The following is a 23,232-nucleotide window of genomic DNA, read 5'->3' on the forward strand; positions in this document are numbered from 1 at the left end:
TCTACCTTGCAAACGCATGCCGTTTCTCGCTCTGGCGTCTCTCCTACCCCGAATGAGGGGCGACCGAATGGAGTGAGGCAAGCCTGCGGCCGCCCGTGTTCGCGGGTGTCTGCAGGTTTGCCCCAGGTGGTATTTCCGGGGGTAGTAAGGTGTAGCTAAGAAGACCGGCGGCGCTGCGTCAAGAAAATGGCCGATAAATGGTCGGGCAATTTTGGTGATCGTAACTGTCTGAAATCCAGTACGTGCTTAAGTGATTGTTTGTACAAAAAATCATCAAGTCGTGGCTGGAAGGGTCGGTTTGGATAGGTTGCTAACGGCCGATTCGTGATGAGTCAGCCGTCAACGCTGGAGGTGGTTTTTTTCGCCTGCTGTCGTTTCTGGCAACTTCGACGCGGGTTAGAGATGCACTTCGACTGCCAGCGGCAGATGGTCGGACAGGTGCGTCCAAGGTCGGTTGCCGAGGATTTGCGGGTTGTGGCTGCTGGCGTTACGCAAGTAGATGCGGTCGAGGCGCAGCAACGGGAAACGCGCCGGGTAGGTTTTCGCCGGACGCCCCTGATGGCGCTCGAAAGCTTCGTGCAGGTAATTGCGCCGGGCGAGGGCGGCGTTGCCTTGCAACTGCCAGTCGTTGAAATCGCCGGCGATGATCACCGGGGCGTCGTCGGGCAGGGATTCGAGCAATTGGCAAAGCAGCTGAAGCTGCAATTGGCGATGGCTTTCGAGCAGGCTCAAGTGCACGCAAATCGCGTGGACTTCGGCATGGCCGGGGACGTCGAGAATGCAGTGCAACAAACCCCGGCGCTCGGGGCCGGTGATCGAGACGTCGAGGTTGCGGAATTCGCGGATCGGGTACTTCGACAGCAGCGCGTTGCCGTGGTGGCCATCGGGGTAGACCGCGTTGCGGCCGTAGGCGAAATCACTCCACATGCTGTCGGCGAGGAATTCGTATTGCGACATCTGCGGCCATTCGTTGTAGCGGTTTGAATGGCGTTCGTGCTCGCCGACCACCTCCTGCAAAAACACCAGATCCGCCGAAGTACTGCGCACCGCTTCGCGCAATTCCGGAAGGATGAAGCGCCGATTGAGCGCGGTAAAACCCTTGTGCGTGTTAACCGTCAACACCCGCAACCGATGAACCGTCGTCGAGTCCATTGGCGCAGTTTCGAGCGTGCGGTGTTCTGAGTGGCTGGTCACGTTGGCTCCTCTGAATCCAGGCTGCATAAATATGCGACTGATACGAAAGCAGGCAGTTCAGCGCGATTGCACATCCCATTGTGTGGTCGGGGCTGAGCTTGCTCGCGATAGCGGTGGGTCAGCCGCCATCATTTTCAACCGGCAGACCGCTATCGCGAGCAAGCTCAGCTCCCACAGGTGATCTGCAGTGGGGCGCAGATTTGGTGCCTGCGCTGAACCCCTGTAGGAGCTGAGCTTGCTCGCGAAAGCGGTGGGTCAGTCACCACAATTTTCATCTGGCAAACCGCCATCGCGAGCAGGCTCACTCCTACAGGTGATTTGTGTTGGACGCGGGATTTTGCGTCAGACGCTGAACCCTTGTAGGAGCTGAGCTTGCTCGCGAAAGCGGTGGGTCAGTCACCACAATTTCATCTGGCAGACCGCCATCGCGAGCAGGCTCACTCCTACAGGTGATTTGTGTTGGACGCGGGATTTTGCGTCAGACGCTGAACCCTTGTAGGAGCTGAGCCTGCTCGCGATAGCGGTGGGTCAGTCACCACAATTTTCATCTGGCAAACCGCCATCGCGAGCAGGCTCACTCCTACAGGTGATTTGTGTTGGACGCGGGATTTTGCGTCCGACGCTGAACCCTTGTAGGAGCTGAGCTTGCTCGCGAAAGCGGTGGGTCAGTCACCACAATTTGCATCTGGCAAACCGCCATCGCGAGCAGGCTCACTCCTACAGGTGATTTTTGTTGGACGCGGGATTTTGCGTCAGACGCTGAACCCTTGTAGGAGCTGAGCTTGCTCGCGAAAGCGGTGGGTCAGTCACCACAATTTTCATCTGGCAAACCGCCTTCGCGAGCAAGCTCAGCTCCTACAGGGGGGGGCGGGGGGCGATGCGGATTGGGTTGCGCGGAGGAATGCATTCCTCAAACAAACACAATCTCATACGGCAATCGAATCCGTTCCAGCAGTGACTTGGGCAGCAGCGGGGCGATGCCGATGGCGGGTTCGCCGTCGAGTTGGCTGGCGTAGGCGTGGGTGGCGTGGCTTTTGCGGGCGATGGTCCAGGTGTCGAGGCGGATCTTGCGCGCTCGGTGCCAGGGGATGTTGGCCTGATCGCGGGTCGGCCAGTGCCAGGCCCAGACCGGCATTTCGTTGAAGGTCACCCCGACTATCGCCGCCGCCCTCGCCGCGGCGCGGCCCACGGCATCGTGGTCGTTGATGCCGTCCTCGCGCCAGGTGCTGAACACCACGTCGCCCGGGCGCAGATAGCGCGCGATGTAATGGGTCAGTTGCTGCTCGCGCTCGGCCAGGGCGTTATCGGTAAAACCGCCGCGAATCCATTTCAAACTGTGCATCGGCAACCCGAGGCGGCGCACCGCTTCGACGCTTTCCTGCGGGCGAAACACACTCAAACGTTTCTCCGACCATTGCTGCGAGCCGGGATGGCTGGCGCTGCCGTCGGTGATCGAGATCAATTGCAGGGGATGGCCTAGGGCCGAGAGTAATTGCAACAAACCGCCGCACATCACCACTTCATCGCCCGGATGCGGCGCAATGATCACGGCGCGGGCGCCTTCGGGAACCAGGGTTTGCGTGTTGATGACCGGAATGTTGTCGAGTTGCGGGGCGTTGTTCCAGATTTGTGCTGGCAGGGGACTTTCGTTGAGGTACACGGTTTTCATGAGTTACGTCCTTGTTCTATATCGCCCTCAATCGCGCACGACGCTTGAATAAACAAGCCCGGCCGACCCGTGAAGGCTGGTGGATGGCAAACGACTGCGCTCCGAACCCTGGATTGCAGCGGACAGAGTATTGCTCATACAACCCGGTTCGTCGCCTCGCTGTTTCATCTGATACGGATTTTTTTATGCCAATTGCACCGTGGTCCGGCAAACAACACTGCGAGCCCGGTTAGCGCAAACCCTCCAGTGCCGCCACCGAACGTGGCTCACGGCTCCACACTTCCAGGAGAAAATCCGCTTCCTGATGCAACACCAGGCGCGGCAAATGCAAATGCTCGTGCAGCAGATCGTGCACCTGCCGCGCGTTCAGCGGACAGCCGTCGATAGGCGGACGCCAGTGGCAGGCGAGCAATTGACCGTCGGCGGTCAATGATTGCTCAGCCGACACAATCAGGCGTTTCAAATCCTCGGCGTCGAGGTAATAGCCAATTTCGCTGATGACAATCAGGTCAAACTTCTCGTCCGGCCAGTCACCGGGCAAACGACTTTGCCGAACTTCTGCGTGTTCAAACACACTCAAACGCGTCTGCGCCAACCCGACCGCAGCCGCCGCCGTGTCGCAGCACAACAGCCGATCGCAGCGGTTCGCCAGCTCGGCGCTCAATTCGCCGTTGGCGCAACCGGGCTCGAAGATTGCCCGATAACGCGGTCGGGGCAGGGCGGCGAGGGTGATGGCGCGCTTGCGTTGCTCGTACCAGCGCTGACGAAAGGCCCACGGGTCGTCGTTGCCGGCAAACAAACCATCGAAATAGCGATCCTCGACACTCATAAAAACACCACCTCGAACGGTTGCAGTAATCGGTCCAGCACATACGGTGCGAGCACCGGCGGCAAGCCGACTTGCGGATCGCCCTCCAATTGGCTGGCGAAGGCATGGATGGCATGGCGTTTGCGCGCGACCAAGTGCGGTTCCAGCAAAATTTTTCGCGCGCGATGCCACGGCACCACACTGTCTTCCGGGGTCGCCCAGTGCCAGGTCCAGACCGGCAGCTCATGCAACGTCGCACCGACGTTTTTCGCCGCCGCCGCACTGGCGCGGCCAACCGCTTCGTGGTCGCAGTGGCCGTCCTCGCTCCATGTGGTGAACACCACGTCGTCGGGGCGTAAATGCCGTTCGATGAACTCGCGCAGCTGGTTTTCCCGCGCCGCCACCTGACTGTCCTGAAAACCGCCGCGCAGCCATTTAAGGCTGTGCAACGGCAGATCGAGGCGACGCAGCGCTTCCGCCGATTCCTGCGGCCGAATAATGCTTAGACGCTCCGCCGGCCAGCGTTCGGAGCCGGGGTGGCTGGCGCTGCCATCGGTGACCGAAATCAGTTGCAACGCCCGCCCGGCCGCCGCGAGCAATTGCAGAAACCCGCCACAACCCAATACTTCGTCATCCGGGTGCGGAGCGATAATCACCGCGCGCGAGCCCGGCGGCACCAGATCCAGGATGTCGATGGCAGGCAATTGCGCCAGTTGCCGCGAGGTTTGCCAGAGCCGCAACGGCGTGCCCTGACCCACGATAGGATTGGCTTTCATAACGTCCAATCCTCGTTGATCACTGCTTGCCCGAGCGCGGCAAGGTCACGTTCGGCGTGGCTTTGGCGAAGGAAAACCGGCAGATCGGCGATCAACTGCGCAAACTGCCGATCCTTGCAATAAGGCCCGGCACCGAGGGCTCGGCCGACGTGTCGGATAACCTGCTCGGCAGAATTTTCCACCACCGCCCGAGCGCGGCGTGCCAGCAGTTCGGCGTTGGCCGTAGGTTGCGCGTCGATCGCCAGGGCGCTGACCCGCAGCACTTCTGCCGCTGCGTGCAACGCACTGTCGACCGCGCCCAAATGCGCCAGCGCATGCGGTTCCGGGCGTTGCGCACAGTGGCGACGCAAACGCTCGGCGATGCTCTGTGCCGCGCCGTACCAACACGCGGCAATGCCGATGCCGCCCTGCCAGAAACCGGGCCGCTGCAAGTAATCGCCGGGGTTGCCGATGGCTTGCGCCTCGGCGCCCTCGAACACCACTTCAACACTGCCGGTGGCAGCCATGCCCAACGCTTGCCAGCCATCGGTGGTGACGATGACGCCGGGTTGATCCAGCGCCACCGCAACCAATTGTTGCTGATCCTGATCATCCCAAGCGGTGAGCAGGGCGTGGCTCAACACCGCCGCGCCGGAACACCAGGCTTTGCGCCCATTGAGCAAAACCATTTGCCCTGAAGGCGTGACGCGAACCTTGGCTTGCGGCGGTTCGGCGGCCCACATGCCCCACGTGCTGGCGGGCGTCGGCGAGCCACCGAGTTGCTGGATGATGGCCAGCGCGTCGGTGTGCCCTTCATACAATTTGCACAGCCCGAGGTCGTGACCGCCGACCTCGGCCAGGCGCTGGAAACGCGCCAGGGTTTGCCCGCTACCGGGCAGTGGAAGCTGATCGAAACCGGCTTCCACTAGCGCCCGCAGGCACCGGCCTAACGCTTGGGTATCAGCGTAGCCGGGCGGTTGTTGGTGCAAGAACGCCTGTAAGTCCATTTCACTCTTCTTCCTCATGCTGCAGTTCGAACAGCAGCAGCGAGCGGCCGGTGACCGAGTATTCGTGACCGAATTCGAAGCGTTCCTGGCCACGAATCGACGGCTGATTGGTGTCGATCATGCAGGTCCAGTGACCGCCATCCGGGACTTCCGGCAAAGTGAAATTGACCACGTCGTGGTGCGCGTTTACCACCAGCAGCAGCGTCGCATCGCCACCCTTGCGGCGAATCCCGGTTTCCTGGGCGCGACCGTCGAGCAGCATGCCGAGGCAGCGACCGTGCGCCTCTTCCCACTGTTCGGTGGACATTTCGTTGCCATCCGGGGCCAGCCAAGTGACATCTTTGACGCCGATGTCCTCGTTGTAATTGCCGACCAGGAAGCGTCCACGACGCAGGATCGGATACGCCAGACGCAGCTTGATCAGGCGTTTGACGAACTTCAGCAACGCCTTGCCGTCAGCGCTCAGATCCCAGTTGACCCAACCGATTTCACTGTCCTGGCAATACGCGTTGTTGTTGCCGTCCTGGGTCCGCGCAAATTCGTCACCGGCCACCAGCATCGGCGTGCCTTGCGACAGCAGCAGCGTGGCGAAGAAGTTACGCATCTGCCGCTGGCGCAGTTCGTTGATTTCCGGGTCGTCGGTCGGGCCTTCGACGCCGTGGTTCCACGACAGATTGTTGTTGCTGCCGTCCTGGTTGTTTTCGTCGTTGGCTTCGTTGTGCTTGTCGTTGTACGACACCAAGTCGTTGAGGGTGAAACCGTCGTGCGCAGTGATGAAGTTCACCGACGCATAAGGGCGCCGACCGCGCTGGTTGAACATCTCGCCGGACGCAGTCATGCGGCTGGCGAAATCAGCGAGTTGACTGTCATCACCCTTCCAGAAGGCGCGCACGGTGTCGCGGAATTTGTCGTTCCACTCGACCCAGCCCGGCGGGAAACCACCGACCTGATAACCACCGGGGCCACAGTCCCAAGGCTCGGCGATCATTTTCACCTGCCGCAGCACTGGGTCTTGGCGGCAAGCGACGAGGAAGCTGTGGCGCTCGTCAAAACCGTCGTGGTAGCGACCGAGAATGGTTGCCAGGTCGAAGCGGAAACCGTCGACGTGCATTTCCGTTGCCCAGTAACGCAGCGAGTCAGTGACCATTTGCAGCACGCACGGGTGGCTCAGGTCGAGGGTGTTGCCGGTGCCGGAATCGTTGATGTAATAGCGCTTGTCATCCGGCATCAGGCGATAGTACGAAGCGTTGTCGATACCGCGCATCGACAGGGTCGGACCCTGCTCGTTGCCCTCGGCAGTGTGGTTGTAGACCACGTCGAGGATCACTTCGAGATTGGCTTCGTGCAGGTGCGCAACCATCTCCTTGAACTCGGCAATTTTGCCGCTGGCCAGGTAGCGCGGGTCCGGGGCGAAGAACGCAATGCTGTTGTAGCCCCAGTAGTTGGTCATGCCTTTTTGCAGCAAATGCTGGTCGTTGACGAACGCGTGAATCGGCAGCAATTCGACGCTCGAAACGCCGAGCTTGCGGACGTGTTCGATCACTTCATCGACCATCAACCCGGCGAAGGTGCCGCGCACATTCTCGGGGACGGCAGGGTGACGCATGCTGATGCCGCGCACGTGAGTCTCATAAATGATCGTCTTGTCCCACGGCACGCTGACGCGATGGTCATTGCCCCAGGTGTGCGCCGGGTCGATGACTTTGCACTTGGGCACGAATGGCGCGCTGTCGCGTTCATCGAAGCTGAGGTCGGCGTCCTTGTGGCCGATGGTGTAACCGAACAACGCTTCCGACCATTTCAGCTCGCCGACCAATTGCTTGGCGTACGGGTCGATCAACAGTTTGTTGTGGTTGAAGCGATGGCCGTTCGCCGGGTCGTAAGGACCGTACACGCGGTAGCCGTAGATCAGCCCCGGATGGGCGTCGGGCAGGTAGCCGTGATAGATCTCGTCGGTGTATTCCGGCAGCTCGATGCGCTCCAGCTCGACTTCACCGGAATCGTCGAAGATGCACAGTTCGACCTTGGTGGCGTTGGCGGAGAACAAGGCGAAGTTAACCCCCAGACCATCCCAGGTGGCGCCGAGCGGGAAGGGCAGGCCTTCACGAATTCGCGACGGCTCGGTGCGAGTTTCTGGCGCGTCTTTTTTTGGACTGGTCATTAAAGTGCTCCTGCAAAAATGGGTATGTAGCGAGTTCTGTCAGTCAGGTAGAGCAACCTGTGGGAGCGAGCCTGCTGGCGAAAGGGCTCGATCAGTCATCACGCATGCGACTGACTAACCGCCTTCGCCAGCAGGCTCGCTCCCACAGGTGCTCAGTGTTTTTTCGGGCGAGCGAGCCCGATATGGCGAGCAAGCCCGCCACAGGTTCAATCAGGATAAAAACTTGCTGCGTCAGGCCGTCGGCGGCTTCTTCGCGGTGCGCGGTTTTTTCTCGGCAGCCTTTTCACCCGGCGGGGTGACTTTCGCTGCAGCCGCTGCCGGTTTGGCTTTGGCTTTGGTTTTAGCCGCGCCAGTCTCACCTTCGGCCTGACCGTTCAGTTTGCTGTCGGTCTTGGCGGTGTCTGCTTTGGCCGCGCCGGTTTTGCCGGCAGCCGTCTTGCCACCGGCAGCCTTGGCGGATTTCTTCGGCGCCAGGGCTTCTGCTTCGGCCAGCTTGCGAGCCATCTCCCAGTGGCGCTCTTCGTGCCCTTCAGGCTTACCTTCGGATTCCCATATTTGATAGGCAAATTCGCGAACGCGTTTATCGTCGGTGCTCATCGCAATGCTCCTGAACTGAACTCAAGTGTGAATAGTTTGGATAAAGAGATTGACCGGGAAATCCCCCAGCGCGGCGCTGATGTTCAGCTCCCTGTGGTTTGTGACTGCTGCGTTTGAAAAAAGTCCCTTCAGGTTTTCTTCCGGAGCGGCGAACGGTAATTTCACCCGCGTATCGCCCCAGCGCAGCGCGTCGATCTGCGGCGTGGCACTGTTTTCCAGCAGCCCGGCGCAGCGAATCGGCACGATCACGATCGCGTATTGGCCCTGATGTTGACGGGCAAACGCCAACACGCGATCCGCTTCGCTGCCGAGCACTTCCAGCGCCTCATAGGTGCCTTGGCCGAACAACTCGGCGTGCTCGGCGCGCCAGTTCAGCGTGCGCGCGATCAGGCCTTGCTTGATGCGCCCGTCCTGCCAGTTGCTCAGCCATGCGCCGAGGTCCGGCGCGGCTTGCAGCGACTGCTGGCGAGCGGGGTAGTCCACTGGGCGGCGGTTGTCGGGATCGACCAGGGTGAAATCCCAATAGTCGTTGCCCTGATACAGGTCCGGCACGCCTGGCACGGTCATGCGCAGCAAGGTTTGCGCCAAGCTATTCAGCGCACCCGGCGCGGCAATCGCTTGCACTGCGTCCGCGAGGGCCGAGCGCAGTGACAAGCCTTCCGAACTCAGCAGTACGCGATTGAGGAACGCTTCAGTGGCTTGCTCATAAGCCTCGTTGTTGGCACTCCAGCTGCTTTGCAACTTGGCTTCGCGCAAGGCTTTCTGCTGCCACTGCCACAGACGTTTGGCGTAGTCCTGCAGCGCCGGTTGATCATCGCTGCGCAAGCCCAACGGCCAACTGCCGAGGATCGCCTGATAGAGAATCAACTCGTCACCGGCCGATGGCGCCAGTTCGTCACTGCGCAGATCCGCAGCCAACGTGCGCCAGTGTTCGACCTGTTCGGCGTACCAGGCGCTGCGTTCACTCAACACCGCCAGGCGCGCGCGGGTATCTTCGCCGCGCTTGTGGTCGTGGGTCGCGGTGGCCAGCAGGTTGTGCGGGAAGGTTTGCAGGCGATTCAGGCACGCTGCATGGAAGTCACTGATCGGCGCGCTGAACTGCTCGGTGCTGAACCCCACGTCGTTGCGCGACAGCAACACCGCCGAGCGATAGAACGCAGTGTCTTCCACCGCTTTCGCCGCTGCCGGCGAAGTCAGTTGCTGGAAACGTACGCACGCATGCTTGAGGATTTTGCGTTGACGGCCCACCGGGCGTTTGCGCCAAGGCTCGCCACCCAGCCAACGGGCGAGACAATCAAGCACCGGCCAATCGGCCTCGCCCAAGGTCTGCCGCGCGCCGTCCATAGCCTGCTGGAAAAACACGTCATCTTCGGCCGAGCGCCCGCGCGGGCTGATGTAAGTGCGGTACACCGGGAAGTGCACGATCAATTCCTGCAACGCGCGGCGGATTGCGCCGAGGGTCAGGTCGCGGGTCATCAGGTCATCGCGCGCCACTTGCAGCAAGGCTTGCGCGACACTTTCGAAGTCGCCGGCCAGCGAACCGTTGAGGATTTGCTGACGCGCCAGTTGCGCTTCGCGAATGAATTCGGCAGGTCGTTCGCTGTGGCGATTCCACAGCTCACCGAGGGTTTGCGCACCGGCCGGGTCATGCTGCAGCAACGACAACTGGTTCATGAATTCGTAACCGGTGGTGCCATCCACCGACCAGTCGCGGTGCAGGGTTTCACCTTCGCCGAGGATCTTCTCGACATAGATCGGCAAGTGCCGCTGCGGCGACAGGCTATCGACCCGACGGCGCAGTTTGCGGCAATAACCGCGCGGGTCAGCGAGGCCGTCGATGTGGTCGATGCGCAAACCGTCCACCAGACCTTCAGCAATGAGTTCGAAGATCTTCGCGTGGGTTTCTTCAAACACCGCCGGACGCTCGACGCGCAAACCACCGAGTTCGTTGACGTCGAAAAAGCGCCGCCAGTTGATGTCATCCGCCGCCGTGCGCCAGCTCGCCAAGCGATAACTCTGGCGTTCGAGCAGGTTGTGCAGGTTCTGGAAACCTTCTGGCGTCAGCGAATCGTAGGCGCCGAGGTGCTGCTCGATGACCCGCGCAATTGCCGGGTCAGCGGCCAGCTCGGTCAGCTCTTTTTGCAGCGGTGCGGCGAGGTTATGCGCATCGGTCTGGTAGCTCAGGGCGGCAAAACGGTCGCTGAGAAACTTCAGCTGCTCGGTTTGTTCAGCGTTGAGTTGCTCGTCAGGTTTGAGCAATTCGCCGTAGTGCATCGGGCAAATCGGGAAGTGATGATCGTAATGCTTGACGTAAAACTCGCCTTTGCTCGCCTCGAATTGCAGCGCCAGGGTGCCGTCCTGCAACGCCACGCCGTAGTCGCTGCCAAGGAACGGCAGGAGCAATTGCCCGGACATGAGCGGGTCCGGCGAATGCCACTGAATGTCGAAGAATTCGCCGTACGGGCTCAGGCGGCCCCACTCCAGCAAGTCCAGCCACCACGGGTTATCGCTGCCGCCGACCGCCATGTGGTTGGATACGATATCGAGGATCAGCCCCATGTTCTGTTCGCGCAGGGCCGCGACCAGACGGCGCAACGCCGCTTCGCCACCGAGTTCCGGATTGACGGTGGTCGGGTCAACCACGTCGTAGCCGTGCATCGAGCCGGCCCGCGCGCTTAACAGCGGCGAGGCGTAGACATGGCTGATGCCGAGGCGGGCGAAGTACGGCACCAGCGGCACCACGTCGTCGAGGGTGAAATCTTTATGAAATTGCAGGCGCAGGGTCGCGCGTAACGGTTGGATTGACGTCTGGTTCATTGATCACGCTCAGCAGCCTGAAGTCGCGCACAGGCGAGCAGTTCTACACGCCGGGCGGCGTCCGGGTTATCGAGGAGGGTTTCGCTGGCACCGGGCAGGCGTCGCGACCAGTTCGGGTGCGAATCGGTGGTGCCGGGCAGGTTGGCTTGCTGTTCGACACCGAGGGCATCTTCGATTGGCAGCAACACCAGCGGCGCGCGCGTATGCCCGAGGAAACGGATCGCAGCGTCGAGCACCTGATCGGACTCGTGGGACTCTTCGCGGAAGTTCTGCGGGTCTTCGCTGAGCACCCGGCGCAGGCCTTCGCGCTCACGCTCACGGTGCTGGCGCCACTCGATTTCACCTTTGGCATCGACCATGCCGAGGCGCGCATTCCAGTCGATATCGTGGCCATGCCACCAGCCATTGATCGTCGGCAAATCGTGGGTGCTGGTGGTGGCCAGCGCGTTGTCCGGCCATTCGAGCGGTGGCTTGAAGTGCGTATTGTCCTGTTCGAACAACAGCACGCGCATGCCGAGAATCGAGCGGGCGATGAGCTTTTCGCGCAAGCCTTCGGCGACAGTGCCAAGGTCTTCGCCGAGGACAATCGCCTGGTGCCGATGCGATTCGAGGGCGAGCAAGCGCAGCAGGTCGTCCACCGGGTAATACAGATACGCGCCATCGGCGGGCGAAGCGTCGTTGGGGATGACCCACAAACGTTGCAGGCCCATCACGTGGTCGATGCGCAGGCCGCCGGCGTGGGCGAAATTGGCGCGGAGCATTTCAATAAACGCGCGGAAGCCGTTGCGCACCAGACCTTCCGGAGAAAACGCGGAAATGCCCCAGCCCTGACCCGTGCGATTGAGAATGTCGGGCGGTGCGCCGACGGTCAGCGAGGCGAGCAATTCGTCCTGGCGGCTCCAGGCCTGACTGCCGCCGCCGTCGGCGCCAACCGCCAGGTCAGCGATCAAGCCAACGCCCATGCCGGCGCTGCGGGCGGCGACTTGCGCACGCTCCAGGCAACGGGCGATCAGCCATTGGCAGAACGCGAAGAAGCCAATGCGCCCGGCATTTTCTTCGGCGAAATCGGCGAGGGCGGCGCTGCGTGGGTCGCGCCATTCTTCCGGCCAGTGGCGCCAGTCGAGTTCTTCATCCTTGGCGGCGCGGGCCTCTTGAATGGCTTCGAAACGGCAGTGGTTTTCCAGCGCTTCGCCACCGGCATGACGGAAACTGCTGAAGTCTTCGTGCAGCGGATGTTCGCCGTGGACGAAGCCTTCATAAAGCGCTTGCAGCAGTCGATGCTTGGCTTCAGCGGCGACCGGCCAATCGATCAGCGGCAGCGCTTCAAGGGCTTGCAGTTGTTCGCCGAGACCGGCCGCTTCAATCGCGTCACGCAGCGCACGTTCGCCAAGGATCGAGCCCGGCGCGGCGTAGAGGCTGTTGAGGAACAGACGGCTGGACGGCGAATACGGGCTGTAGCGATGGGTGTCGCTGCTGAACATCGCGTGCATCGGGCTGATCGCCAGCGCCTCGGCGCCGCGTTCGCCGGCCACGCGTGCCAGCTCTTCGAGGGCTTGGGTGTCGCCGAAACCGCCATCGCCGGGGCGACGCAGCGAATACAGCTGCACGCTCAAACCCCACGTGCGCGGGATCGGGCTGTTGACCGCATCGCCGACGCTGTAGCAACGCTCGGGCGCCACCGCGAGGGTAAAGGTCTGGCCGTCGATGCTGACGTGCTGATAGCCGACCGGGATCAAACCGGGCAGTACCGCATTGACGTCGAGTTTCAGATTGAGTCGGGAGCCGTCTTCGAGGTGAATCTCGCACGGCGTCTCAGGTTCGAAATAACGCGCCAGATCAACCCCGACGCCGACGTCCGCCGTGATCATTGGCGGCAGGTGCCGGGTTTGCTGCACCTCCTGCAATTGCAGGAGGCTCGCGTCAATTTCCTGGGCGCTGCCCGCCGGGTGACCGAGGCCGGTCAAAACGGCGCGCAATACGGCGGGGGCGACTTTCTGTTGGCGTCCGTTGGCGTCGATCCAGTCGACGGCCAGGCCAGCTCGGCTGGCCAGTATTTCCAGTTGCGCATCGCTCATAGGCGCTCTCCTTCAGATAGCCAAATCATGTCGCTAAGGGTTTGCAGCCGTGAGGCTGACGAGCACGCTAAAAGGGGCGAGGCTGCTCTGATCCATCAGGCCGGACGCGGGCGGGTGTTCGAACAGCAGCAACGCATCGGCCTGTGGAGGGTGGACCACGGGCGCGTCGCTGAGGTTCAGGTCAATACGCAGGCGGCTGCCATTGCCCAACTGCCAGCGCGCACTCACCGCACCTTCGCCCAGAACCTCGGTGCCAAGGGCCGTGGCGCCCGGCAGATGGGGAATGATGTGTTGATGGCGCAGTTTCAGCAGCTGCCGATACAAATCGTGCATCGCCTCTTGCGACGGGGCGCCGAGCAAATGCGGCTGCGACGCTTTGAAGGTTTCCGGCGCATTCGGATCGGGGATCTTCTCGCGCTTGTGCGGATCCTTGAAGGCGCTGAACGCGGCGAATTCATTGCGTCGACCTTCGCGCACCAGTTCTGCCAGTTCACCGTGGTGGCTGGTGAAAAACAGGAACGGTTGCTCGGCGGCAAACTCGTCACCCATGAACATCAGCGGAATCATCGGCGACAGCAGCAGCAACGCGGTCGCGGCTTTCAACGCGTCGGTCGGTGCCAATTGGTGCAGGCGTTCGCCGAAAGCACGGTTGCCGATCTGGTCGTGGTTCTGCAGGAACAGCACAAATGAGCTTGGCGGCAGATGGCCGCTAGGCTCGCCGCGCGCTTCGCCATGCCGATTGATATGGCCTTGGAACACGAAGCCTTCGCTCAGGCAACGAGCCAATTGTTCGGTCGGGTTCTCTGCATAGTCTTCGTAATAGGCGTCGGTTTCGCCGGTCAGCAAAACGTGCAGCGCGTTGTGGCCGTCGTCGTTCCACTGCGCGTCGAAACCCTGTTCCAGCAGGCTCGCCTGATTGTGTTCGTTCTCAAGGTTGAGCCACACGTGGCGGCCGGGGCGAGTCTGGTCACGCACGCGTTGCGCCAGTTCCTGAAGGAAGTCCGGGTCTTCGATGGCGTGCACCGCGTCCAGGCGCAAGCCGTCGAAGCGGTATTCCATCAGCCACATCAGCGCGTTTTCGATAAAGAAATCGCGCACTTCGCGGCGGCGGAAGTCGATCGCTGCGCCCCAAGGCGTGTGTTTGTCTTCGCGGAAGAAACCCTTGGCGTAGCGATGCAGGTAATTGCCATCGGGGCCGAAGTGGTTGTAGACGACGTCGAGAATGACCGCCAGGCCATGACCGTGGGCGGTGTCGATCAGGTGTTTCAGTTGCTCGGGCGTACCGTAGGACGCTTGCGGCGCGTAGGGCAGAACGCCGTCGTAACCCCAATTGCGATTGCCGGGGAATTGCGCCAGGGGCATCAGTTCAATCGCGGTGACGCCCAATTCGACGAGGCGCGCCAGGTGCTGCTCGACTTCACTGAAGCCGCCGAGCGTGCCGACGTGCAATTCGTAGATGACCGCTTCATTCCACGGCCGACCTTGCCAAGCGTTGTGTTGCCAATGGTAGGCGAGGTGATCGACCACCACGCTATGGCGGTCGAGGTCACCGGCCTGGGCGCGGGACGCCGGGTCCGGCACGTCGATCTCGCCATCGATGTTGTAGCGGTATTGCGTCCCGGCCGGGCAGCGGGTTTGCAAGACAAACCAGCCGTCGGCGTGGGGCTGCAGGGGTAAAGATTGTCCATCATCCAGTTTGACACTGACGTTCGACGCATCTGGAGCCCACAAGGCAAAACGCGTGTTTTCTGCGTCCAGCATCATTGCGCCGTGGGGCCAGGTGTCAAGGGTCCGTAACGGCATCGTTGAAACCTCTGTTTATTTGTGGCCGGACTTACCCAAGGCTTTAGCCACTAGCTTTTCGTAAAGTTCGGCGTAGGGTTCGACCGCTTTGCTCCAGTTGAACGGGGCGGCCATCGCACGGCAGCGCATGGCGTTAAGCAGGTCGGGGAAAGCAAATACTTTGAAGGCGCGGCCGACCGCTTCGCGGTAGCTCTCGACGGTGGATTCGTCGAACAGGAAACCGGTCACGCCGTTTTCAATGGTGTCGGCCAGGCCGCCAGTGTTACGCGCGACCGGCAACGAGCCGAAACGCTGGGCGTACATCTGGCTCAAGCCGCAAGGCTCGTAACGCGAAGGCATCAGCAGGAAATCGCTGCCGGCGAACATGCGACGGGCGTCGGTTTCGTTGAAGCCGATACGTACGCCAACTTGTCCCGGGAAACGCAGGGCCAGTTCGCGCATGGCTTGTTCTTCTTCAGGTTCGCCACGGCCAATGATGGCAATTTGGCCACCTTGTTCGACAATAAACTCGGACACCGCTTCGGTGAGGTCCAGGCCTTTCTGATAGACCAGTCGTGAGACCACGGCGAACAGCGGACCTTCGGAATCTTCGAGGCCGAACAGTTCACGCACGTGAGCGGCGTTGACCGCTTTGCCTTCCCAGTCGCCGGCCGAAAACGGGCGGAACAAGTGGGCGTCGGTGGCCGCGTCCCAGCTCTCGTCGATGCCGTTGGGAATCCCGCTGAGCAGGCCTTGCTGGGTCTTGGCGGCAAGGAAACCGTCGAGACCGCAGCCGAAGTCCGGCGTGGTGATTTCCTGAGCGTACGTGGCGCTGACCGTGGTGATGTGGCTCGAATAGGCCATGCCAGCCTTGAGGAACGACATCTTGCCGTAGAACTCCATGCCTTCCTGTTGCAGCGCGTGCATCGGGATGCCCAGCTCCGGGCAGGAACCCAGGCTGGTCACGCCTTGATAGGCGAGGTTATGGATGGTAAACAGCGTCGGTGTACGCTGCCCACGCCAGTGCATGTAGGCAGGGGCGAGGCCCGCTGGCCAGTCATGGGCGTGCACCAGGTCCGGGCACCAGTGGATTTGTGCGAGGTTGGCGGCGATGTCGGCAGCGGCCAGACCGAGGCGGGCGAAGCGAATATGGTTGTCCGGCCAGTCGCGACCGTTGTTGGCGCCGTAGGGCGAGCCTTCGCGCTCGTAGAGTTCAGGGCAGATCAACACGTAAATGACCAGGCCATCAGGCATGTCCATGCGCCCGATCTTGCACGGCGGCAGCGCGGCGTGGCCGCCGAGTTCGCCGATGATGTGGATCGGATTTTCGCTGTGCAGTACTTGCGGATAACCGGGGATGAGCACTCGAACGTCGTGCAGGTGAGCCATGGCGCGAGGCAGCGCCGCAGAGACGTCACCCAAACCACCCGTTTTCACCAGGTCGGCAATTTCCGAGGTGACGAACAGGACTTTCTTTTTGTTGGGGTTCTGACTGGCTACCGGTGTCAGCGTCTTGGTGCCCGGGACGCTGATCGATTGGGTGCTCGGAGCATTGACGGCGCTCGTTTCGCCGACTCTCTGATGAGCACGCTCTCCCTGAATATCTAAAGCCGCACTGATCATATGTAACTCCCGTGTTATTGATCTAATTCTTGGCATGGCACAAACGATGTTGCTGGCCAATTCCTGTGGCCGGGCGCGAAGGCGCTGCGCATTGGTAGCAATGGCTGCCCAATACGCTGGAGCATTATGGGTATTGCGGCTGTTGCAAGGATTGCACCAGTCGGTATGCACCTGTTGTTAAGAGGACTGTGTGCGGCCGTCAAAAGTTTCGACTTTTTTTCTGCTTTGTGACCGAGCGGCTGACGCTTGCGTTTTCCAGTCTAGGCCAGAAGTTAGAGCGTTGGCGGGCAGATGGCAAAATTGTTCGACAATCGGTTTGAGTGGGTACGGGCGTGCATGGTTTTTTTTCTGCGCGCACCGACGAAGGGCGGGGGGATTTTTTTTAGTGGTCGGGAATGTCGCGTGATTTTTCTGGATTTGTGCGCTGACGGGGCGTCTTGCGCACTGGTTTGGTGCGATGGTTTGGCTGTGCTTTTGATTTCGTAGGAGCGAGGCTTGCCCGCGAAGGCACCCTCAAAAACGCCCAGTTCTTCGCGAACGCACCCACCCCCTGTAGGTGTGAGCCTGCTCTCGATGAACGCTAACGCGGTCGTTCAGCCCAAAACCCGCACCGGAGCTCCCGCCGCCCAAGCCTGAATGTCTTCGATCATCTGCGCAAAAAACATCTGATAGTTCTGCCGGCTCACATAGCCCACGTGCGGAGTGGCCAGCACGTTTGCCAGCGTCCGGAACGGGTGATTCGCGGGCAAAGGCTCCTGCTCGAAAACATCCAGCGCGGCGCCGGCCAGGCGGTTTTTCTGCAGGGCTTTGATCAGGGCTGTTTCGTCGACGATGGGACCGCGTGCGGTGTTGACTAGCAGGGCCGTGGGTTGCATCCAGTTGAGGGCTTGGCTGTCGACGATGCCGCGGGTGCGGTCGCTGAGCACCAGGTGGACGCTGAGGATGTCGGCTTGTTCGAACAATTGTTGTTTGCTGACGTAGGTCACGCCGGCTTCACTGGCGCGTTCGGCAGTGAGGTTTTCGCTCCAGGCGATCACGCGCATGCCAAAGACCTGGCCGAATTGTGCAACGCGTTTGCCGATGCTGCCGAGGCCCAGAATGGCCAGGGTTTTGCCGTGCAGGTCGCCGCCCAAGCCTTGTTGCCAAGTGCCGGCGCGCAGGGCGTTGGCTTCGGTGACGAGGTTGCGGGTGGCGGCCATGATCAGCGCCCAGGTCAATTCCGGGGCGGCGTGTTTGTAGCTGTCGGTGCCGCTGACCTGAATGCCCAGGGCGGCGGCGGCTTTGAGGTCGAGGGCGGCATTGCGCATGCCGCCGGTGACGAGCAGTTTGAGTTTCGGCAGGCGGCGCAGCAGGTCTTCGTCGAACCGGGTGCGTTCGCGCATGACGCAGATGACCTCGAAATCGCCCAGGCGTTTGGCCAGGGTAGCGTTGTCGGCAGGGTAGTCGTGGAGGAAGGTGACTGTGCCGATGCTTTCGAGCACCGACCAGTCCACCACGCTGCTCGCCACGTCTTGCCAGTCATCGATTACCGCAATCTGCAGCGCCATCGGCCTTACCTCATCAACGAACAGGGTTGTCTTTGTTCAGCCAGCCGAGCAAGGCCTGGTGGAATTTTGCCGGTTCTTCCATTTGTGGCGCGTGGCCCAGGCCCTGGAATTCGATCAGTGTCGAGTGCGGGATGAGTTTGGCGACTTGTTTGCCAAGCACGTCATATTTGCCGATCTGCGTCTTCACCGCCGGTGGCGCGATGTCTTTGCCGATGGCGGTGGTGTCGGACGTGCCGATCAGCAGCAGGGTTGGCACTTTCAGGTCCTTGAACTCGTAGTAGACCGGTTGGGTGAAGATCATGTCGTAGATCAGCGCCGAGTTCCACGCCACTTGGGTTTTGCCCGGGCCTTTGCTCAGGCCGGCGAGCATGTCGACCCAGCGGTCGTATTCAGGTTTCCAGCGCCCGGCGTAATAGGTGCTGCGTTCGTATTCGCGGATGCCGTCGGCGCTGACTTTCAGTTCGCGTTCGTACCATTGATCAACCGTGCGATACGGCACGCCGACGGCTTTCCAGTCTTCCAGGCCAATCGGGTTGACCAGCGCCAGTTGCTCGACTTGTTCCGGATATTGCAGCGCGTAACGCGTGGCGAGCATGCCGCCGGTTGAGTGGCCGAGGAGGGTGGCTTTCTGGATGCCCAGTGCTTTCAGTAGCTGCTGGGTGTTGGTGGCCAATTGCTGGAAGGTGTACTGGTAACTGTCCGGTTTGCTGGAAGTGCAGAAGCCGATCTGATCCGGTGCGATGACTCGGTAGCCAGCGTCGCTGAGGGCTTTGATCGAGCTGTCCCACGTTGCGCCGCAGAAGTTTTTGCCGTGCATCAACACCACGCTGCGGCCGTTGGCCTTGCCGTTGGCGGCGACGTCCATGTAACCCATTTGCAGGGATTTGCCCTGGGACTCAAAGGCAAAATGCTTGACCGTGTACGGGTAGTCGAAACCTTGCAACTCGGGGCCATACGCCGGGCCTTCGGCGTGCGCCAGAACGGGCAGCGCAGCGGTCAACAGCAGGCTGGGCAGCCAACGGGTAGCGGACATAGTTCAACTCCTTGAGGAAATCGGCCGATGCTGAAACGGCATGATTAGGGCGACATTAAACACTGGCAGTGTGCTTGGGTGATGGTTCAACCCATCCAGCCGAGGGTGGCGAGGGCCAGCACGGCATAACGCGCACCTTTGGCGAGGGTCACAATCAGCAGGAAACGCCCCAGCGGCTCGCGCATGACGCCGGCCACCAGGGTCAGCGGGTCACCGATAATCGGCAGCCAACTAAGCAACAACGACCAATGCCCGTAGCGCCGATAATGTTTGCGAGCTGTTTCAAGATGCTTTGGGCTGACCGGAAACCAGCGCCGTTCGCGGAAGCGTTCGATCCCGCGCCCCAGCCACCAATTGACCAGCGAGCCGAGGACGTTGCCCAGCGTCGCGACCGCCAGCAGCGACCACAGCCAATATTTATCGCTGAGTAACAGGCCGACCAGCAGCGCTTCGGATTGCAACGGCAACAGCGTCGCCGCGCCGAACGCCGCCAGGAACAGCCCGATGTAGGCGCCGAACATCAATGCGCGGGGTAGTCCGCCACCACCACGTCGGCGCCGGTTTTGCTCAGGCCGATGATTTGATAAGCGTCGCTCATGCCGTCCATTTCCATGCCCGGCGAGCCCATCGGCATGCCGGGGGCGGCGACGCCGAGCAGGTCGTCACGTTTGCTCAGCGCCAGCACTTGCTCGGCCGGCACATGACCTTCGACGAACTTGCCGTTGATCAACGCGGTGTGACAGGACGCCAGGCGTGGCGGCACGCCGTGCTGTTGTTTGAAGGTGCTCATGTCGGCTTCAACGTGATCTTCAACTTTGAAGCCGTTGGCTTGCAGATGGCTGATCCACTTTTTGCAGCAACCGCAATTGGCGTCGCGATGGACTTCTATCGGGATCAGATCCGCCGCTTGGGCGAGGGAGGAAATGAGCAGGGTGCTCAGGGCGATCAATCGCAGAGGGGTTCGCATGGCATATCTCGGCTGGAATGGCGGTCAAAAAAACAGGCATTTTGACTACTTTAGCCGCTGCTGCGCGAGGGGAGTGTTTCGAATTAATGCAGATAGGCCAAGTACGTGAGTATCTGTGGCGAGGGGGGGCTTGCCCCCGTTGGGTTGCGAAGCAGCCCCAGCTGTTCCTCCAGTCAGTCCGTGGTCGCAGGTTTGGCGACGGCTTCGCCGCCGAACGGGGGCAAGCCCCCTCGCCACAGGCAAGCCCCCCATCACACGGTGCGTCCCGTCAACTAACCTTGAACCGGCCCATGATTGCGCTTACGCGGCTATTCGCTTCCAGCAGTTGCTGGGTGTTGAGTTCGCTGGCGTGACCGCTTTTCACCAGTTCGTCGACCATGTGGCGGATCTGCACCATGCTGCGGTTGATCTCTTCGGTCACTGCGCTTTGCTGCTCGGCGGCAGTGGCAATCTGGGTGCTGAGGCTGTTGATGTGGCTGACCGAGCCGGCCATTTCATCCAGACCGGAGTTAACCCGCGCCGTTGCATCGGCGGCGGATTGGCAACTGGCCTGAGTGTTTTCCATCGCCGCCACCGACGAGCTCACGCCGAGCGTCAGGCGTTTGAGCATTTCATTGATTTCCGAGGTACTGGCCTGGGTCCGGGCGGCGAGGGCGCGGACTTCATCCGCGACCACGGCAAACCCGCGTCCCTGTTCCCCGGCGCGCGCGGCTTCAATCGCCGCGTTGAGCGCCAGCAAGTTGGTTTGCCCGGCAATCGCGCCGATCACCCCGAGAATCTCGGTAATCCGTTGCGCGTCCTGCTGCATGCTTTCGACTTTATGCGTGGCGCTCGACACTTCATCGATCAACGCGACGACGCTGCTGGACGCCTCGCCCACCACCACTCGCGAGCGATCCGCGTGCTCGTTGGCGCGCTGAGTGAACGCAGCCGTTTCGGCGGCATTCTGCGCAACGCTGTCGGCGGTGGAGCTCATTTCGGTGATCGCGGTGACGGTCTGGTCGGTTTCCGAAGCGTGGCGAACAAGGATCTGGCTGGTGTGCGCCGAGGTCCGCTGCAAGTTGTCCAGGCTCGACGCCATGGCGCCGGTGGCTTGGGTCACTTCGCCGATCATGTTTTGCAGATAAATGATGAAGGCGTTGACCGAGTGCCCGATGGCGCCAAGTTCGTCTTCGGCGCGAATGGTGATGCGCTTGGTCAGGTCGGCATCACCGGCAGACAATGCATCGATATTGGTTTTGAGGATCTTCATCCGGTTGATCAACTGGCGGATCGCGTAGATCTGCAGCAACACCAACAGGATCACCATTGGAATCTGCAACAGCACCAAGGTGTTCATTACATCGTCACGTTGCGCGGTAATCAGCTTGGTTGGCAGGGCGGTGGCGAGGAACCACGGCGTGCCTTCGATCGGGCGCATGAAGAACGTGGCGGCTTCACCGTTGTTGTCGAATTCCACCCGTTGCGCCTGATCGCGGTTTTGCAGGCCAGCCTTGACCTGACTGGCGAAAGGCAAGCTGGCGGCCAGCTCACTGACGTTTTTCAGGACAATCGGACCGTTGATGCGCGAACTGTTGCTGATGATCTTGCCGTCGGCTTCGACGATCAGCATCTCGGCGCCGAGGTCTTTTTCCTTGCGTGCGACCAGGTCGTTGAAGAAGCCCAGGGTCACATCGATGGTCGACACGCCGTAAGCCGCGCCGTTTTTCTGAATGGCCATCGCGCAGTTGGTGCGCGGTTCGGCGCTGGCGTCGTCCTTATAGGCGGCTGCCCACGCGCACTGGCCGCGCGGGGTTTGCATGCCGCCCTTGTACCAGGTCTGGTCGTAATAGTTGGGCGCAGCGTCGCTGTTCCAGAAGGTATTGACCGCCAGTTTGCCGGAGCTGTCGCGGTGCCAGAAGGTGCTGAATTTGTTCCGGCCCGCTTCACGCTGGCCGGGCAATGGCCAGATCCCGCCACCAAACACTTTCAATTCGCCGTACTGGTCAACCAGACCGGGCAGCACCGTGTCGATGGCGGCACTGTCGAGCAGGGGAATGGTCTGGGTGATGCTGCGTTGCTGGGCTTGCACTTTGTTGAGTTCGCCCTGGATTTGCTCGGCGACCTCGGCAATGCGGTTGAGCGCCACTTGCTCTTCGGTGTGGCGCAACTTCGGCGCGACCAACTGGCTGATGCCGACCACCGTCAGCACGCAAAGCAGCAGGATGAACAGGACCAGAAACAGCGTGTAGCGAGCCTGAATGGTACGGAATGCGGGCATGGGAACTGGTCCTTGTGCGGCTTTCTTATTGTTGAGTTTCGGGATTTGGGAATGCGGCTGTCCAAGACTTATCGGCTCAGGTGCGGCGAGCTTTAGGTACGCGCGTACAGAAAAGAAACACAGGCCCAAAAAACTGGCGAAAATCGAGTATCGCCGTTGGTACAAAAGTGCCGGGCGCGCGGAATATGACAATTGCCAAGTCGCCTATACCAAGATTAAAAATTTCATCTAGACCAATGAAACCGGGCGCTTGCCGATTTGTATCGAAAATGTACGTTAATTGTAAAAACCTGAAATATTTGTAGGAGTACAGTGATTTCACGTCGATACTTCGCGGCATTCAACTCGCTTAAACAAGGATTTTTCATGTTCCCGTCGCAAGGACATTCACCGTTTGTTTGGCTGTCAGGAGTACGTTCATGACTATTGGATTGGTCGGCAACTGGACAGCCAAATCAGGCGTGCTGGTTCGCCAGGGCACGGCAAGTTCGAAACCGGTATCGCAAAGCGCGAAGGTGCGGGAGATCCTCACCGCGGTCGGCACCAACCCGATGCAGCTCGACCGGGCGAAGATGGATTCCATCCAGTTGATCAAACAGGTCAAGGGCTTCGATCCGACGAATATCTCGGTCAAGCAGCTCGGCAACATGAGTACCTACCTCAAGCAAAACGGCATCATCGGCGATGTCACCGCGCTGACGCTGCTGAATGCCGGCGACAAGTTTGACAAGTTCGGCATCCCCAATGACCCGGACGCGAAGTTCAACGCGCTGGAGTACTTCGCGACGCAACTGGACTCGATCCAGAACAACAACCTGAAGGGCAACAAGTACGCCAACTACTTGGTGCCTGAGTTCAAGAAAGCCATCTACGTGTTGCAGAACCTGCAGACTTACGGCGAAGGCACCGGCGCGGTGCTGAAGAAGAAGGAGTAACC

At 60.8% G+C, this 23,232-nt stretch carries 17 protein-coding genes; 1 reads left to right on the plus strand and 16 read right to left on the minus strand.

Going from position 1 to position 23,232, the window contains the following annotated elements; genetic code table 11:
* Positions 1-396: 396 nt before the first annotated feature.
* From BLU01_RS25840 to BLU01_RS25915, 16 genes are all read right to left on the minus strand, one after another.
* Complete coding sequence (locus BLU01_RS25840; protein WP_092280809.1) at positions 397-1,152, minus strand: endonuclease/exonuclease/phosphatase family protein; 756 nt, start codon at positions 1,150-1,152, stop codon at positions 397-399.
* Between the two features lie 952 nt (positions 1,153-2,104).
* The gene (locus tag BLU01_RS25845) at positions 2,105-2,863 is read right to left on the minus strand and encodes a PIG-L deacetylase family protein (RefSeq protein WP_092280811.1); all 759 of its coding nucleotides are present in this window, start codon (positions 2,861-2,863) and stop codon (positions 2,105-2,107) included.
* 229 nt (positions 2,864-3,092) lie between these two features.
* Positions 3,093-3,692, minus strand: a complete 600-nt coding sequence (locus tag BLU01_RS25850; protein WP_092280813.1) for an SAM-dependent methyltransferase — start codon at positions 3,690-3,692, stop codon at positions 3,093-3,095.
* Entirely contained in the window at positions 3,689-4,447 is a 759-nt protein-coding gene (locus BLU01_RS25855; protein ID WP_092280815.1) for a PIG-L deacetylase family protein, read from the minus strand. The genes BLU01_RS25850 and BLU01_RS25855 overlap by 4 nt, the downstream gene beginning before the upstream one ends.
* Positions 4,444-5,433 carry an acyl-CoA dehydrogenase family protein gene (locus tag BLU01_RS25860; RefSeq protein ID WP_092280817.1) on the minus strand — a complete coding sequence of 330 codons (990 nt, stop codon included), beginning with the start codon at positions 5,431-5,433 and terminating at the stop codon, positions 4,444-4,446. Before BLU01_RS25860 ends, BLU01_RS25855 begins: the two co-directional genes overlap by 4 nt.
* Before the next feature lies 1 nt (position 5,434).
* Complete coding sequence (gene glgX / locus BLU01_RS25865) at positions 5,435-7,594, minus strand: glycogen debranching protein GlgX (protein ID WP_092280819.1); 2,160 nt, start codon at positions 7,592-7,594, stop codon at positions 5,435-5,437.
* A gap of 231 nt (positions 7,595-7,825) precedes the next feature.
* Positions 7,826-8,191, minus strand: coding sequence for a DUF2934 domain-containing protein (locus BLU01_RS25870; protein ID WP_092280821.1), 366 nt, complete (start codon positions 8,189-8,191; stop codon positions 7,826-7,828).
* A 21-nt stretch (positions 8,192-8,212) separates the two neighbouring features.
* On the minus strand, positions 8,213-11,008 hold the full coding sequence (locus tag BLU01_RS25875; protein ID WP_092280823.1) for a malto-oligosyltrehalose synthase: 2,796 nt from the start codon (positions 11,006-11,008) through the stop codon (positions 8,213-8,215).
* Positions 11,005-13,083, minus strand: a complete 2,079-nt coding sequence (gene malQ, locus BLU01_RS25880; RefSeq protein ID WP_092280825.1) for a 4-alpha-glucanotransferase — start codon at positions 13,081-13,083, stop codon at positions 11,005-11,007. The genes BLU01_RS25875 and malQ overlap by 4 nt, the downstream gene beginning before the upstream one ends.
* A gap of 33 nt (positions 13,084-13,116) precedes the next feature.
* A complete protein-coding gene (treZ, locus tag BLU01_RS25885) occupies positions 13,117-14,886 on the minus strand; it encodes a malto-oligosyltrehalose trehalohydrolase (protein ID WP_092280827.1) in 1,770 nt (589 codons plus the stop codon).
* A gap of 15 nt (positions 14,887-14,901) precedes the next feature.
* Positions 14,902-16,488 (minus strand): glycogen synthase GlgA, encoded by a 1,587-nt coding sequence (gene glgA / locus BLU01_RS25890; protein WP_092280829.1) that lies wholly within the window; start codon positions 16,486-16,488, stop codon positions 14,902-14,904.
* Positions 16,489-17,081: 593 nt separating this feature from the next.
* Entirely contained in the window at positions 17,082-18,035 is a 954-nt protein-coding gene (locus BLU01_RS25895; protein ID WP_092280831.1) for a D-2-hydroxyacid dehydrogenase family protein, read from the minus strand.
* Positions 18,036-18,048: 13 nt separating this feature from the next.
* Positions 18,049-19,068, minus strand: a complete 1,020-nt coding sequence (locus BLU01_RS25900; protein WP_092280833.1) for an alpha/beta fold hydrolase — start codon at positions 19,066-19,068, stop codon at positions 18,049-18,051.
* 86 nt (positions 19,069-19,154) lie between these two features.
* Positions 19,155-19,589: a YqaA family protein gene (locus tag BLU01_RS25905; RefSeq protein ID WP_092280835.1), complete on the minus strand. Its 435-nt coding sequence runs from the start codon at positions 19,587-19,589 to the stop codon at positions 19,155-19,157.
* Entirely contained in the window at positions 19,589-20,035 is a 447-nt protein-coding gene (locus BLU01_RS25910) for a DUF411 domain-containing protein (protein WP_092280837.1), read from the minus strand. The genes BLU01_RS25905 and BLU01_RS25910 overlap by 1 nt, the downstream gene beginning before the upstream one ends.
* A gap of 268 nt (positions 20,036-20,303) precedes the next feature.
* Complete coding sequence (locus BLU01_RS25915) at positions 20,304-22,295, minus strand: methyl-accepting chemotaxis protein (RefSeq protein ID WP_092280839.1); 1,992 nt, start codon at positions 22,293-22,295, stop codon at positions 20,304-20,306.
* Positions 22,296-22,714: 419 nt separating this feature from the next.
* Between BLU01_RS25915 and BLU01_RS25920 the strand changes: the two genes are divergently transcribed.
* Complete coding sequence (locus BLU01_RS25920; protein WP_092280841.1) at positions 22,715-23,230, plus strand: hypothetical protein; 516 nt, start codon at positions 22,715-22,717, stop codon at positions 23,228-23,230.
* Positions 23,231-23,232: the final 2 nt, after the last annotated feature.

The organism is Pseudomonas prosekii (genome assembly GCF_900105155.1).
Lineage (GTDB): Bacteria > Pseudomonadota > Gammaproteobacteria > Pseudomonadales > Pseudomonadaceae > Aquipseudomonas > Aquipseudomonas prosekii.